Below are 14,381 nucleotides of genomic sequence, written 5' to 3' on the forward strand. Positions count from 1 at the left end.
CTGCCGCCAAGCCGACGCCCAAGCCGGAGCCGCCCAAGCCGGCCGTGAAGCCCGAAGCCAAGCCAGTGGCAGCCGAACCGGCCAAGCCGGTGGCGGTACCCACCGCGCCGGCGGCCAGCAGCGTCGGCTTCGCCGTGCAGCTGGGGGCATTCGGCAAGGCTGAAGATGCCAACGCGCTGCGCGACAAAGTCCGCGCCGCCGGCTTCAGCGCTTTTGTAGAGCAGGTACGCACCGACAAGGGCACGCTGCACCGCGTGCGCGTCGGCCCGGTCGCCAACCGAGCCGAGGCGGAGAACCTCAAGGCCCAGGTTGCGTCCAAGGTCGGCGTGGCCGGCATGGTCCGGCCGCATCCCTGATGGCCGGGGCGCGCCCCTGTCGGCAGTTCGGCTCCCGCTGTGAGCCGGGGGTCGCATGATCGACCTCGTCCTGCTGGTGGTGATCGGCATCTCTACCCTGCTGGGGCTGATGCGTGGCTTTGTCAGCATCGTCATCAGCACCTTCTCCTGGTTGCTGGGAGGCTGGGCCTCGCTGATGTTCGGGCGCAGCGCCGCCGGCTGGTGGTCGGCCCCGGCGGCTCCCGGCACTGGCCACTATTTCGCCGGCTACCTGACCGTGTTCCTGCTGGTCATGGTGTCGGTGTGGGGCATCGGCCTGGTGATCCGCCAGGCGGTGCGCTCGACCAGCATGAACAGCGCCGACCGCATGCTCGGCGGCGGCCTCGGCCTGGCGCGTGGGGCCCTGATCGGCTGCGCCCTGCTGCTGCTGGGCTCCTACACTCCGTTGACCCGGGAACCGTCCTGGCGCGACTCCAACCTGCGCGCCATGCTCGACCCCGGCGTGGGCTGGATGCAGGCCAAGATGCCGCGCATGCCGGAGCTGCCGCAGCTGCCTGACCTGCCGGACATGCAGCAGCTGCCAGCGGCGCTGCCGGAAGTGAATCTGTCCCAACTGCCGGTGGCGGGGTTGGGCAAGCCGGCCCAGACAGGCGATAATGGCGTGCTTGGCCAGTTGCTGGGTGGGCGCGGATGGCCGCGACCGCTGGATGAGACCCCGCAGCAGGCGGTGGACCCCGCCGACGTGTGGGCGCAGAAGCCAGGCTCCCCCCAGAATCTCGACCCGGCGCTGGTGCGCCCGGACGAGCCCGTCCCAGCCCGGGACGGTCCCCCCGGCCAGGCACGGCCACCTTCACAGTAATGGGCTCAGCCCAGCGGAGATTCGCACCATGTGTGGCATCGTCGGTATTGTCGGCAACCAGAACGTCGCCGGGCAGTTGTATGACGGCCTGACCGTCCTTCAGCACCGCGGCCAGGACGCGGCGGGCATCGCCACCGCCGACGGCACCCGCCTTCGCGTGCAGAAGAAGAACGGCCTGGTCCGCGACGTCTTCGATGCCAAGACCATGTCCACCCTGGAAGGCCGCGTCGGCATCGCCCATGTGCGTTACCCGACGGCCGGTTCGGAAGGCATGGACGAGGCACAGCCGTTCTACGTCAACTCGCCGTACGGCATCGCGCTGGCCCACAACGGCAATCTGATCAACACCGAATCCCTGCGCCAGCAGGTGTTCGAGCAGGACCGCCGCAACATCAACACCGATTCGGACAGCGAAGTGCTGCTGAACGTGTTCGCCTATGAACTTGATGCGCAGCGTCAGCTCAGCCCTGAAGCGGCCATCCGTGCCGTGGCCGGCGTGCACCGACGCTGCAAGGGCGGTTACGCGGTGGTGAGCGTGGTGCTGGGCCTGGGCCTGGTCGCGTTCCGCGATCCGCACGGCATCCGTCCGCTGGTGCTGGGCAAGCGCAGCCACGCCGAAGGCGACGAGTACATCGTGGCGTCTGAATCGGCCGCGCTCGACGTGCTGGGCTTCCAGCGCGTGCGCGACGTGCGGCCGGGCGAGGCGCTGGTCATCACCGCGCGTGGCGAGCTGTTCTCCGAGGTGTGCGCCGAGCCCGTCGAGCACACCCCGTGCATTTTCGAGTACGTGTACTTCGCGCGCCCCGACTCGATGATCGACAACGTCTCGGTGCACAAGGCACGCATGCGCATGGGCATCAAGCTGGGCGAGAAAATCCTGCGCCTGCGCCCGGACCATGACATCGACACCATCATTCCGATCCCGGACACCTCGCGCGATGCCGCGCTGGAAATCTCCAACGTGCTCGGGGTGAAGTACCGCGAGGGCTTCATCAAGAACCGTTACATCGGCCGTACCTTCATCATGCCGGGGCAGGGTGAACGCGTGAAGTCGGTGCGTCGCAAGCTCAACCCGATCCACCTGGAGTTCCGCAACCGCGTGGTGCTGCTGGTCGACGACTCGATCGTGCGCGGCACCACCAGCCAGCAGATCGTGCAGATGGCGCGCGACGCCGGCGCGCGCAAGGTGTACCTGGCCAGCGCCGCACCGCCGGTGCGTTACCCGAACATCTACGGCATCGACATGCCGGCCGCTGAAGAGCTGGTCGCGCACAATCGCACCGTGGAGCAGATCGAAGCGCATCTGGGCTGCGACTGGCTGATCTACCAGGACATCGAAGACATGGAAGCGGCCGTCAGCGAGGGCAACCAGGAACTGAAGTCGTTTGACTCCTCCTGTTTCACCGGCGTATACCCGACCGGGATCGAGCCGGGCTACTTCGAGCGCATCCAGCAGCTGCGCTCGGACGACGCCAAGCACAAGCGCCGCGCCTGAGGCGTGGCGGTGAGCGCGCAGCTGCCGCCTGACGATGCGGCCGGCGACCTGCTGCGCGCCGCGCAGTGGTGCATGGCCGAGGCCGATCCGCTGCGCAAGGTCGCGCTGACCCAGCATTACGCCCGGCAGTTCCGTGCCGGGCAGCTCAAGGCCGCCACCGAGGCACCGCCGCCGGATGCCATCCGCATGCCGGGCCGTCCCCCCGGGCTGCAGCTGGTGCATCCGCGTGAGCTGCCGCGTCGCGGACTGGGTACGCCGGAGGGGCGTGCGGCCTTCATCCATGCCATCGCGCACATTGAACTGAACGCCATCGACCTGGCCTGGGATGCGGTCTACCGCTTCCGGGGCCTGCCGCCGTCATTCCAGGCTGACTGGGTCAGCGTGGCCGATGACGAATCACGGCACTTCATGCTGCTGCACGGGCGGCTTGAGGCGCATGGCCACACCTATGGCGATTTCCCCGCCCACAACGGGCTGTGGGAAATGTGCGAACGCACCGCGCACGATGGACTGTCACGCATGGCCCTGGTGCCGCGCGTGCTCGAAGCGCGTGGGCTGGATGTAACCCCGGGCATGATCACCAAGCTGCGATCGTCCAATGATCACGCCACCGCCGATGTGCTGGAGGTGATCCTGCGCGAGGAAGTGGCGCATGTGGCCGCCGGCTCGCGCTGGTACCGCTGGTACTGCGCGCGCGAAGGCGTCGAGCCGCGTGCGCGGTTCATCGCGCTGCTGAAGGAGTACGCGGGCGGCTATCTCAATGGTCCGTTCAATCTGGAAGCGCGATTGCTGGCCGGATTCGATGAAGAAGAGATGGCCGATCTGGTCGAGCAGGCAGGTGGTACGCGCGCCTGATGCGGGTACGTGCCCAGGATCATGGCGTTGACACGCATGGCGTGTCCTCGGGGTCCATCATCATTTCAGGCGTTGGGCAGAACGACGCGCTTTCCATCTTCGGTGGGGCGATTGATGTAGAACAACCCCGGTCCCGGCCGATACGGCAACTCCCGCACCCCCTCATCGGCCGCATACAACAACGCCGTATCGCCCAGCGCATCAAAATTCCAATGCGCCGACTGCATCAGGTAGCGCTGGCGTAATCGTAGTTCCTGCGCGGCATCCAGCGCCTGGCCTGCCAACAAGCGCGCTGCAATGTCCTGCAGATCCTCCGGCAGCGCCAGCGCGGGCACCTCATCCGGCGACTGCCGCCACATCACGCCAGCAGCGGCTGCGCGCGCATGCATGATCCGCAACGCCACCAGCTGATAGCGCCAGTCGATCTCGCGCTTGAGCACGACGGCGGCATGCGCGAACAGCACCCACTGCGGCAGCACGCTGTCACTGCCCGCCACCCGCATCTGCTGCCAGCGATGCCATACGTCCACCCACACCGACGCGTCATCCAGCCCCAGTGATGCCTGCCAGCGCCGGCAGGCCGCCTGCGCGCGAAGGAATACCTGGGTGCCGCGCAGCAGGGCCAGGGGCGGTGCCGCGGTGTCGGGCACGTTGTGCTGGCGGATGCGCTGGCCCTGGGGCCGCGTCAGCAGCTTGGGGCCTTCCATGCGCTGGTCGTAGCCGCCGCCGATGTTGGCGTGCACGCCGGGCAGGGTGAGCTCCTCGAAGGTCGGAGCCACCGTGCTCAACGCAAAATGCTCCCGGTGCTCATCACGTGCGGCCAGCTGTACCACCGTGTCCGCACAGCCGGCCTGCAGTGCGATGCGCGGCTGTTGATCCGTCTGTCGGGTACTGATCGCCACCACCGTGTCGAACAGGCCCACGAAGCGCACCGGCCGCTTACGCAGTGCGTCGTCGCTGGCCAGCGCCCAGCCGGTCCGGCGCAGCTGTTCGCGCAGCCATGCGTGGTCGCCATCACGGTTGAGCCGGTTCACCGCGTCGCGGGCCGAAGCGGCACCACGTGAGTACCCGAAGAGGTCGATGCGGACGTCGTGGAGCGTCTGTCCCGGCCGGACCGCGGCCAATGCGCGCAGTGCTTCGGGAAGTCGCTCATCCAGTGCGCGCCGGACTTTGGCCATCACACCGCTGCGTCCGATGCCGAACGCCAGCCCCATCAGGTCATCCTCCTCGCCGGTGCGGGTGCCGGCACCCTCGACATAGATCGCCAGGGACAGCAGCCCGGGCGGCGCAGGGGAGGGGGTACGGTGATCGGGGTACAGCGCGTGCAGGCGTGCAATGTTGGTCAGACCATTGCTGTAGCTGCTGGTAAGCCGGCTCTGGTAGGGCGAGGCATCGTCAGCCAGCACCGCCGGTGCGGGCGGGCGCGGAGCGGGCGTGGTGGCCCCGGCGGGGCGCGAGGCGTGCTGCAGGTTGTCGGCGTTGTTGCGGGTGCCGTCGAAGAACAGGCCGATCTGCAGCGTGGCGGTGTCGTTCGCGGTGGGCTGCCCTGCCATGGCCTCGGTTCCCCGTTCGATGCGCTTCCACGGTAACCCGAAAGCGGTACTTACGCGACATAGCTGAACCGTCGTGGCTGCGGGTCACAGTTCCGGATAGTGACTGCGCGGGGCTATTGAATTCACACGAGCGGATGCAGCCATATGGAGTGGCTGCTGACAGGGGCGGCAGTGCAACAACAACCATGACTGTTCACTCACGGAGAACGACACGATGTCCAGTTCGATGAGAAAGACCGCAGGTGTGCTTGCGCTGTGCCTGGTCGGAGCGGGAACCGCCGCTGCCGCTCCGCTGTTCAAGCCGGTAACGGTACTGAGTCGCGCCAGCGCGACCAGCCAGCCGGCGGTGCAGGCGCTGTTATCAGCCCCTTCCACCGCCGCCGTGGAAGAGGTCCGCGTTGATGCTGCCGCTGTGGTGCCCGCGCAGCGTCAGCTCGAGTTTGCGCTGCTGGGAACCGAGGTGAAAGCCCTGCAGCAACGCGTCGAGTCGCTGCCCGACGGTGGCAGCATCTGGTATGGGCAGCTGCGCGCTGCGTCGGACAAACTGACCCGGGCCAGCAGCAACGACCCGGGCAATTCGGTCATTCTGGTCAGCGACGGGCAGACCGTGACCGGATCGATCCGAAAGGACGGTCAGCTGTACCGGCTGCGTCCGGTCAGCGATGGCCGGCACGTGCTGGTGCAGGTCGATGAATCGCGCATGCCGGCCGACCATCCGGCGGCCGATTACAACGCACTGCCAAAGATCGACATGGCCGTGGATGAGCGTGTCACCGCGGCAGCGGCGTCGTCGGGCACCCCGGCCACCATCCGCGTACTGGTCGCGGCCACCAACGCGGCGGTGAGCGCCTACGGCGGCAACATGCAGTCGCTGGTCCAGCTGGCCGTGGCCGAATCCAACCAGAGCTACATCAACAGCAATGTGGGCATCACGCTGCAGTTGGCCAACTACCAGGCCGTGGCCTACACCGAGTCGGGCAACTTCAACACCGACCTGGCGCGTTTCCGCTCCACCAGTGACGGATACATGGACGCCATCCACACCACCCGCAACAGCACTGCCGCCGACGTGGCCGTGCTGCTGATCAACAACAGCAGCTACTGCGGGCTGGCATCAGGCATTGGTTCAAGTGCGTCCACCGCATTTGCGGCGGTGTACTGGGACTGCGCGACCGGGTACTACTCGTTCGCGCATGAAATCGGCCATCTGCAGAGCGCGCGGCATGACATCGCCGCCGATCCCAGCACCAGCCCGTATGCGTACGGTCATGGCTATCGCTACCAGCCGGCAAGCGGCTCGCGCTGGCGCACGATCATGGCCTACGACTGCACCAGTGGCTGCCCGCGGTTGAATTTCTGGTCCAATCCGAACATCAGCTACAACGGGGTGCCGATGGGCATTGCGTCCAGCGCCGACAACCAGCGCGTGCTGGTCAATACGAAGGCAACGATCGCCGCCTTCCGGTGACGGAACACGGCGCGCACGACCAACGGTGTGCCCGCCGCGAGGCGGGCACCCCCCCTTGGTGGGTACGCCCGATGTTCCGGTCTATACCCACCGTTGGTGGGTACGCTTTACGCCAACGAATCCAGCGTCCACCCCTGCGCCGTCACACGCAGCACCGACCCCTGCTCGTACCAGTCACCCAGTACGATCCGCGTGCAGGCGCGGCCACCGGCCTGCAGCGCGTGAATGGCGGGGCGGTGGGTATGACCGTGAATCATCGTATCCACGCCATGCCGGACGAAGGTGGCGACCACCTCCTCCGGTGCAACATCGGTGACCGTTTCAAACGTGGCGCGATCACCCTGTTTCATATCCGACTGCCGCGCCTGGCTGGCATCGCGTGCCTTCTGCGCGAAGGCAATGCGTGCGGCGAGGGGCTGTGCCAGGAACTGCGCCTGGAAAACCGGGTCGCGGGTCTGTGCACGGAACTGCTGGTAGGCCACGTCATCGGTGCACAGCAGGTCACCATGGCCCAGCAGCACGGGGCGTCCGTAGAGATCGATCACGCTGGGATCGGGCAGGATGCGGAAGCCGGCGCGGCGTGCGTAGTCTTCACCTACCAGGAAGTCGCGGTTGCCGCGGATGAAATACACCGGAACGCCTGCCGCGGCAACTGCTTTGAGCGCATCGGCGACTGCGTCGGCTGCCGCCGAGGGCGTGTCATCGCCAATCCAGGCTTCGAACAGGTCACCCAGGATGTACAGCGCTTCGGCCTGCATGGCTTCATCGCGCAGGAAGGCCAGGAACAGCTCGGTGATGGCTGGACGACTGGGGTCCAGATGCAGATCGGAAATGAACAGCGTGGTCATGCCCGCATTGTACCGCTGGCCCAGCGCCCGTAGCGCCACGCCCTGCGTGGCTTCGACCAGGTTTGACATCGCGTGGCCACGCAGGGCGTGGCGCTACAGCCCAAGCGGCAACCACTGCAGGCTGGCACCGGCCAGCGCCGTGGCAATGGCCGTGGCGGCCAGCACGTCGCTGGGGTAGTGCAGCCCCAGCACGACGCGTGACAGGCCCACCGCCAGGGTGAACGGCACCAGCAGCGGGGCCAGCCACGGGTAATAAGCCAGGGCGACAATGGTGAACGACACCGCATGCAGGGTGTGACCGGACGGGAAGCTGAACTCGTCCAGCGGAGCCACCCAGGCACGAATGCGCAGGTCGGCGGCAAACGGCCGGGGACGCCGCGTCCAGCGTTTCAGTCCCTTGTACAGCAGCAGGGCCATCACGCCGGTGGCGGCCATGTGGATGGAGGCGCGCAGGCCATCGAAGCCATCCACCACCACCAGCATCCCCATCAGCGCATACCAGAAGACCCCGTCACCCAGGCGGCTGACGGTGGCAAACAGGCGACGCACATGGCGGCGGCGGCAGTAATGATTGGCCCGGCGGCACCAGCGGGTTTCGCGCCCGCGCAGGGCGTCAAGCGGCATGATCGGCATGTGACCTCCGGGCGTGGGCCAGTTCGGCGAGCAGGGCTTCGAATTCCGCGACCACCTGCTGCGGATGCAGCCGCTTCATCGCCATGGCCGCGTTGCGGCCCAGTCGTTGACGTTCGGCATCGTCCGCCGCCAGACGTACGGCGGCGGCCTGGAACTGTTCATCGTCGTTCACGGCCACGCCACTTTCATCGTTGCGCAGGTACTCGCGCGCCGCGCCGTAATCGAACGCGACCGTGGCCACGCCGCTGGCCATGGCTTCCAGGGTGACGTTGCCGAAGGTTTCGCTGCGGCTGGCGAACAGGAACAGGTCGCCGCTGGCAAAGTGCCGTGCCAGGGCCTCGCCGCGCTGCACGCCGCAGAAGATGAAGTCGGGGTTCTCGTGCGCCAGCTTCTCGCGTGAGGGGCCGTCACCGACGAACACAAAGCGCGCCTTCGGACGCACCTGCTGCAGTTTGCGGAAGGCCTTCACCGCCAGCCCGAGGTTCTTTTCCGGAGCGATGCGGCCAACATAGATGGCGGCAAATCCCGTGCCATCGATGCCCCATTCCTCGCGCAGGGCGGGATCGCGTCGTTGCGGGTCGAACTGGGTGCTGTCGACGGCGCGGGCGAGCAGGCGCACGCGATCGAAGCCTTGGCTGCCGAGGAACTGCTGCAGTTCCTGGGTAGGCACCAGGGTGGCATCGGCCTGGTTGTGGAAGCGGCGCATCCAGCGCATGGCGGCAGCCTGCAGCCAGGCCACTCCGTAGTCAGGCAGGTATTCATCAAAGCGGGTGTGGAAGCCGGTCGCGACCGGAATGCCCAGCCGGCGTGCGGTGCGCAGCGCGGACCACCCCAGCGGGCCTTCGGTGGCGATGTAGATCGCATCGGGACGGTGCTGCTGCCACTGCCGGGCCAGTCGTTTGGGGGCCGGCAGGCCGAAGCGCAGGCCCGGATAGCGCGGCAGGCCGGCCCCGGACACCAGCAGGGCATCGCCGCTGTCGGCTTCATCGCCCTGGCGTGGACGCACCAGGTCCACCTGGTGCCCGGCCTCGCGCAGGCCCGTTTCCAGGCTCTGCACGGTCAGGGCGACACCGTTGACCTCCGGGGGATAGGTTTCGGTGACGATGGCATAGCGCATGGCGGGCCTCCAGTTTCCGCGCATGCTCGGCGCTGGCGATGTAGCCGACATGACGCAGGTGTTACCAGCCGATGACTTCCCGTAGAGCCGGGCTCTGCCCGGCGATCCGTACATCATGTAACCCCGCAATCGACTAGACGAAAAAAACCACGGCCCCGAAGGGCCGTGGTTGTCAGGCAGTTACAGCGCGATGGATCAGAAGCGCTGCTGGTACTTCATGTACACGAAGCGTCCGATGTCGTAGCCGCCGTAGTACGAGAAGGCCGAGTTCGGCTTGCTGTACATCACCGGGCCGTACTTCTCGAACACGTTGTTGGCACCGACCGACACCGTGGCCTCCCACGGCAGGCTGTAGCGGAACTGCACGTCGTGGAAGGTCACCGAACCACGCTCGTTGTAGTTGCGCGAACCCTTGTACCACGGCGCGTACTGGCCCGGATCGGAGCACTCATCGGGATACAGCGAGATGCTGGCGCACTGTTCCTTCACGCCCGAGTAATAGCGTGCGGTCCAGCTGGCACCGAAGTTGCCCAGGTCGTAGCCCAGCACCAGGTTCGAACGGACGCGGAATGCGCTGCCGATGCCGTTGGTCACGATCGGGACGATCGAGCTGTCGTTGGAGGTGCGGTAGGTCGCGCTGGAGACATAGGTGGTCGCCGAGTTGACCAGGAACTTGCCGAAGCCGGTTTCCAGGCGGTAGCTCAGGTCCAGATCGTAACCTTCGGTTTCCATGAAGCCCGCATTGCGGTTGCCGAACTTCAGGTTGGTCACGATGCCGTTGCTCGGATCACGCTGGAAGCGCGAGCAGCGTGCATCGATGCCGGCCTCGTAGCAGTCCTGCAGGATCTGGGTCGGCGTATCGGCAATGATGGTGTTGTCGATGCGGATCTTCCACCAGTCCAGCGAGGCGTTGAAGCCCTGGATGAAGCTCGGGCTCCACACCAGGCCCAGCGTCTTGCTGGTCGAGGTTTCCGGGGTCAGGTCCGGGTTCGAGCCGGAGGTGAACGGCACCGGGGTCGCGTCGGTGGCCACGGTCACCGGGGTGCCGCCCTGGCGCAGCTGACGGAAGGTCGCCGCGTTGGCGATGTCACGCGAGCAGCGTGCACGCACTTCGGCGCTGGTGCGCGACGAACCGAACACGGTGTCGCACGGATCGCTGAACTGCGCGAAGGTTTCCGAACCGCCACCGAACAGGTCGCTGATGGTCGGTGCGCGGAAGCCTTCTGCCCAGGTACCACGGACCAGCAGCGATTCGATCGGCTTCCACTTGAAACCGAACTTGCTGTTGAGCGTGTTTCCGAAGGTGTCGTAGTCCGAGAAGCGGGTTGCGCCGTTGAAGCTCAGTTCCTTCGCGCCCGGCAGGTCAGCCAGCACCGGCACGTTCACTTCCAGGTAGGCTTCGTTGACGGTGTAGTCGCCACCGGTCGGGCCAGCGGCCAGGTTGGTGGTCGCGCCGGTCTGTGCCAGCGGATCCGGCTGGTACTTGCCTTCTTCCTTGCGGCTTTCCACGCCGAAGGCGAAGCCCAGGTCGCCGCCCGGCAGGGCCACGATGCTGCCGGCGATGTTGGCGAAGAAGTTCTTCGAGGTGGTCTGGCCCTTGGTGACTTCTTCCGGGAACAGCCACGCCTGCAGTTCTTCATTGCCGTACAGGCCATCAGCCGCGGTGGTGCCGTACGGAACCAGCGGGTTCCACGGCTTGCACACGTCGTAGCCGATCGGCGCGGCGGCGGTACCGCACTGCACCTTGCCGGTGGCTGCGTTGTAGAACGACGGACCGACGCCGGCGGCAACGCGTGCCTTGTGCAGGTTGCCCGTGGCGACCGACTCCAGCTCGTTGCGGTTGTACTGGTAGCCCACGTCCCAGTTGAAGTAACGGTCACCGATGTCGAACGAACCATCGAACGACGCCACCGCACGGTAGGTCTTCAGTTCGCTGGTGGTGACGCGCGGCACTTCCCAGGTACGACGGTTCCAGGCCACTGCGGTCGGGGTGGCGTAACCGTGCTGGTTGCCGAACGGGTTGAAGTAGCTGTTCACCGACATCGAACCAACGCCGGCGGTGCTCGACTGCAGCGGGTAGCCGGCGATCTGGCGGCTGGATTCACGCTGGTTGTAGCCCAGTTCGGTGCGGAAGTTGATGCTGTCGGTGATCGCGAAGCGACCGTCGAAGTACACCGAGTCACGCTTGACCGGGTACATCACGTGCATCTGGTCGTTGGCGTTGCTGACGTCGCCGGTGAACGGCGTGGTGCTGGTGAGGTGGTAGTTGCCCGGCAGGGTCGGGTCGCTCCCACGGTTGAGCGAATAGCCGCAGCCCGCGGTGGCGGTGCAGCCCGGGCCGCGCACGCCGGTGAACTGGCCATACTGGCTGATGGTGGTCCAGTTGCTGGAATCGTTCGGGTGACGGTCGGTCATGCCGTACTGGCTGAACCAGCGGTCACGCGCCCACACGCCCTTTTCTTCAGCATGCTCGGCCGACAGGGTCAGCGAGATGCGGTCGTTGCTCCAGCCGGTGACCACGTCGAAACGCGAGCGCTCGCCGTCGCCCTGGCTGTACTGGCCGTGGTAGACGTTGGCGGTGGTGCCGGTGACGTTGCTGCGGGTGATGATGTTGACCACACCGGCCATGGCGTCGGAGCCGTAGATGGCCGACGCGCCGTCCTTCAGTACTTCAATGCGTTCCACCGCCGACACCGGCAGGGTGGACACGTCCTGGTAGCCGGACGTGCTGATGCCCAGACGCTTGCCGTTGACCAGCACCAGGGTGCGCTGGGTGCCCAGGTTGCGCATGTCGATGTAGGTGCCACCGGCGTTTTCACCTGCGGTCAGCGCGTTGGCGCGGCTGATGGTCGGGCTGCCCATCGCGGTGACGTTCTGCAGGATGTCGGCGACCGAGCTGAAGCCCTGCTTTTCGATGTCGTTGCGGCTGATCGCAAACACCGGCTGTGCGGTTTCGACGTCGACCTGGCGGATGCGCGAACCGGTGATCTCGATGCGATCCAGATTGGTGGTGTTCGGTGTTTCCTGTGCCATGGCCGGGGCGGCAACCAGGCCGGCGGTCCCCGCAACCAGGGCATAGCGGATGGCCTGCCCCAGTACGTTGGTGCGTGAATTCATGAAGGCTCTCTCTCTCGTTTCGATCTGGATCAAAAGAGTCGACGGGGATCCCAAGTTCCCCGTCTCCTCGAAAAACCAGCCGCCAAGTGAGGCTGGTGTCTCGATCATTGTCCGGTCGTTAAGCCGTTGTAAAGGCTTTGCAACGTGTTTTTCACTTGTGAGTAACAAGTGAGAGAAATTCGTTGGAGAATCAACGCATTGTGATCTTCGCGTGAACAAACCCGGATGTCCAGATGTATCGGAATGTGTCCCGATGCTGCGTCGCAGCATGAACATTGCGCAAACGGGTGCGTACCACGCGGCTCGCAAGCAAAGAAAAACCCGGCCGGAGCCGGGTTGCATGCTTCAGTCGGATGCCGCCACGCAAGGCGTGGTGCTACGCCACGAAGGGGCGGAACTGGATGCCCAGTCCGGCCATGCCCTCGGCTTCGCCCAGCAGGTCGGCGCGCAGCAGCGGCCGGGCGTCGATGAACGACTGCGGCAGGATCAGCGCCAGCCGGTTGTCGTCGGCGGTCAGCTCCAGCGCCGGCATCGGGGCGTCCTCATGGGCGCGGTTGAGCAGCACGGCCAACCGCAGCAGCGCGGTCATGCGCCGGGCCGGCTGCAGCAGGCGCTCGGGCAGGGCATCGAAGGCGGTCTTGGAGACATTGCGGCGGTGGCTGCGCACCATCGCTGCCAGCAGTTGCTGCTCCTGGCGCGAGAAGCCGGCAATGTCGGAATTTTCCAGCACGTAGCTGCCGTGCACGTGATAGCCACTGTGCGCGATCATCAGCCCCAGTTCGTGCAGGCGGGCGGCCCAGCCCAGCATGCGCGCGTCGTCCGCATCCAGTTTCCAGCGGTCCTCGACCTGCGCCAGCAGGTCCAGTGCGGTGCTCTCCACCCGCGCGGCCTGCGCGGTGTCGATGCCGTAACGCAGGGTCAGCGCGTCGACCGATTCGTCACGCAGGTCGTTCTCGCTGGCGCGGCCCAGGATGTCGTACAGGATGCCCTCGCGCATCGCTGCCTTGCTGACCAGCAGCTTCTGCAGCCCGAGCGCCTGGAACGCCGCCTCCAGCACCAGGATGCCGCCGGCGATGATCGGACGTCGCTCAGCCGACAGGCCGGGCAGGTTGATGTCCTCGATCTTCTTGGCTTTCAGCAGTTCGTCGCGCAGCTGGGGCAATGCCTCGGCGGTGATCGCGCCCTTGCTCAGCTTCATGCTCGCGCAGATTTCGCTGATGGCCTTGTGCGTGCCCGACGAACCCAGGGCTTCGTCCCAACCCAGCGCGCGGTACTTGGTCGCGAACTGCTGGAACTCCGCGCCGATCTCGGTCAGCGCATCCTTCCAGCGTCGCTTGCTCAGCTTGCCGCCCGGGAAGAAGCGCCGGGTACTGGCGATGCACCCGGCCTGCAGGCTTTCGCGCTCCAGGGTCTGCATGCCCTGGCCGATGATGAATTCGGTAGAACCGCCGCCGATGTCGATCACAAGGCGGCGCTGGTCCGGCTTGGGCGGCTGTGCATGGGCCACGCCGAGATAGATGAGTCGTGCCTCTTCGCGCCCGCTCACCACTTCGATGGCATAGCCCAATGCGGTTTCAGCCGGCATCAGGAACGCCTGCGGAGAACGCAGCTGGCGAACCGTGTTGGTGGCCAGTGCGCGTACCCGGGTGGCGGGGATGCCGCGCAGGCGCTGCCCGAACCTGGCCAGGCATTCCAGCGCGCGCTGGCGCGCCTCGGCGGACAGGCCGCCTTTGCCATCCAGGCCGTCGGCCATGCGCACGGTCTCGCGCAGGCGATCAACCACGCGCAGCTGCCCCAGGGTGTAGCGCGCGATGACCATGTGGAAACTGTTGGAGCCCAGGTCGATGGCGGCGAGCAGGTCGCCATCCTGCAGGGCGGGCGGAGTCGTGGAGGTATGCGGCATGGCGGAATGGTAGCCGAAGCGGGGTGCCGCTCGTCACCGCGCGGTCTTCACATGGAGAGTGGCGCGACGAAGTGTCGCAATGTGTGCGATCGGTAGCGCCGGGCGGGGGGGGGGCCCCCGCGGGGGGGGGGGGCGCCCCCCGCCCGCGGGCCCCCCGGGGGGGGGGGGGTGGGGGGGGTTTACACAAGGCGCGGGGGC

At 66.5% G+C, this 14,381-nt stretch carries 11 protein-coding genes; 5 read left to right on the forward strand and 6 right to left on the reverse strand.

Annotated elements, in window-relative coordinates; genetic code table 11:
* The 4 genes from EGJ34_RS16290 to EGJ34_RS16305 all read left to right on the forward strand — a co-directional run.
* Positions 1–356, forward strand: a 356-nt coding sequence (locus EGJ34_RS16290) for an SPOR domain-containing protein (RefSeq protein ID WP_185750211.1), incomplete at its 5' end; no start/stop codon positions are given.
* A gap of 55 nt (positions 357–411) precedes the next feature.
* A complete protein-coding gene (locus EGJ34_RS16295) occupies positions 412–1,194 on the forward strand; it encodes a CvpA family protein (RefSeq protein ID WP_125361548.1) in 783 nt (260 codons plus the stop codon).
* A 28-nt stretch (positions 1,195–1,222) separates the two neighbouring features.
* Positions 1,223–2,689, forward strand: a complete 1,467-nt coding sequence (purF, locus tag EGJ34_RS16300) for an amidophosphoribosyltransferase (protein WP_125361549.1) — start codon at positions 1,223–1,225, stop codon at positions 2,687–2,689.
* Between the two features lie 72 nt (positions 2,690–2,761).
* Positions 2,762–3,544 carry a ferritin-like domain-containing protein gene (locus tag EGJ34_RS16305; RefSeq protein ID WP_125361556.1) on the forward strand — a complete coding sequence of 261 codons (783 nt, stop codon included), beginning with the start codon at positions 2,762–2,764 and terminating at the stop codon, positions 3,542–3,544.
* 65 nt (positions 3,545–3,609) lie between these two features.
* On the opposite strand, the gene EGJ34_RS16310 is transcribed toward EGJ34_RS16305, so the two are convergent.
* Positions 3,610–5,097 carry a DUF2235 domain-containing protein gene (locus tag EGJ34_RS16310; protein ID WP_125361550.1) on the reverse strand — a complete coding sequence of 496 codons (1,488 nt, stop codon included), beginning with the start codon at positions 5,095–5,097 and terminating at the stop codon, positions 3,610–3,612.
* Positions 5,098–5,311: 214 nt separating this feature from the next.
* Between EGJ34_RS16310 and EGJ34_RS16315 the strand changes: the two genes are divergently transcribed.
* On the forward strand, positions 5,312–6,565 hold the full coding sequence (locus EGJ34_RS16315) for a zinc-dependent metalloprotease (RefSeq protein ID WP_125361551.1): 1,254 nt from the start codon (positions 5,312–5,314) through the stop codon (positions 6,563–6,565).
* Positions 6,566–6,672: 107 nt separating this feature from the next.
* Here the strand turns inward: EGJ34_RS16315 and lpxH are convergent, their stop codons facing one another.
* The 5 genes from lpxH to ppx form a co-directional block, all read right to left on the reverse strand.
* On the reverse strand, positions 6,673–7,413 hold the full coding sequence (lpxH, locus tag EGJ34_RS16320; RefSeq protein ID WP_125361557.1) for a UDP-2,3-diacylglucosamine diphosphatase: 741 nt from the start codon (positions 7,411–7,413) through the stop codon (positions 6,673–6,675).
* 93 nt (positions 7,414–7,506) lie between these two features.
* A complete protein-coding gene (locus tag EGJ34_RS16325; protein WP_125361552.1) occupies positions 7,507–8,046 on the reverse strand; it encodes a phosphatase PAP2 family protein in 540 nt (179 codons plus the stop codon).
* A complete protein-coding gene (locus EGJ34_RS16330) occupies positions 8,027–9,163 on the reverse strand; it encodes a glycosyltransferase family 1 protein (protein WP_125361553.1) in 1,137 nt (378 codons plus the stop codon). The genes EGJ34_RS16325 and EGJ34_RS16330 overlap by 20 nt, the downstream gene beginning before the upstream one ends.
* A gap of 195 nt (positions 9,164–9,358) precedes the next feature.
* On the reverse strand, positions 9,359–12,280 hold the full coding sequence (locus tag EGJ34_RS16335; RefSeq protein WP_125361554.1) for a TonB-dependent receptor: 2,922 nt from the start codon (positions 12,278–12,280) through the stop codon (positions 9,359–9,361).
* Between the two features lie 376 nt (positions 12,281–12,656).
* Complete coding sequence (gene ppx, locus EGJ34_RS16340) at positions 12,657–14,183, reverse strand: exopolyphosphatase (RefSeq protein WP_125361555.1); 1,527 nt, start codon at positions 14,181–14,183, stop codon at positions 12,657–12,659.
* Positions 14,184–14,381: the final 198 nt, after the last annotated feature.

It is taken from the genome of Stenotrophomonas sp. 278 (assembly GCF_003935715.1).
GTDB lineage: Bacteria > Pseudomonadota > Gammaproteobacteria > Xanthomonadales > Xanthomonadaceae > Stenotrophomonas > Stenotrophomonas maltophilia_AH.

What these genes read in the sequence shown, in the direction of transcription:
- EGJ34_RS16295 (WP_125361548.1), top strand. Translation starts at nt 412, where the DNA reads ATGATCGACCTCGTCCTGCTGGTGGTGATCGGCATCTCTACCCTGCTG.
- purF (WP_125361549.1), top strand. Translation starts at nt 1,223, where the DNA reads ATGTGTGGCATCGTCGGTATTGTCGGCAACCAGAACGTCGCCGGGCAG.
- EGJ34_RS16305 (WP_125361556.1), top strand. Translation starts at nt 2,762, where the DNA reads ATGGCCGAGGCCGATCCGCTGCGCAAGGTCGCGCTGACCCAGCATTAC.
- EGJ34_RS16310 (WP_125361550.1), bottom strand. Translation starts at nt 5,097, where the DNA reads ATGGCAGGGCAGCCCACCGCGAACGACACCGCCACGCTGCAGATCGGC.
- EGJ34_RS16315 (WP_125361551.1), top strand. Translation starts at nt 5,312, where the DNA reads ATGTCCAGTTCGATGAGAAAGACCGCAGGTGTGCTTGCGCTGTGCCTG.
- lpxH (WP_125361557.1), bottom strand. Translation starts at nt 7,413, where the DNA reads ATGACCACGCTGTTCATTTCCGATCTGCATCTGGACCCCAGTCGTCCA.
- EGJ34_RS16325 (WP_125361552.1), bottom strand. Translation starts at nt 8,046, where the DNA reads ATGCCGATCATGCCGCTTGACGCCCTGCGCGGGCGCGAAACCCGCTGG.
- EGJ34_RS16330 (WP_125361553.1), bottom strand. Translation starts at nt 9,163, where the DNA reads ATGCGCTATGCCATCGTCACCGAAACCTATCCCCCGGAGGTCAACGGT.
- EGJ34_RS16335 (WP_125361554.1), bottom strand. Translation starts at nt 12,280, where the DNA reads ATGAATTCACGCACCAACGTACTGGGGCAGGCCATCCGCTATGCCCTG.
- ppx (WP_125361555.1), bottom strand. Translation starts at nt 14,183, where the DNA reads ATGCCGCATACCTCCACGACTCCGCCCGCCCTGCAGGATGGCGACCTG.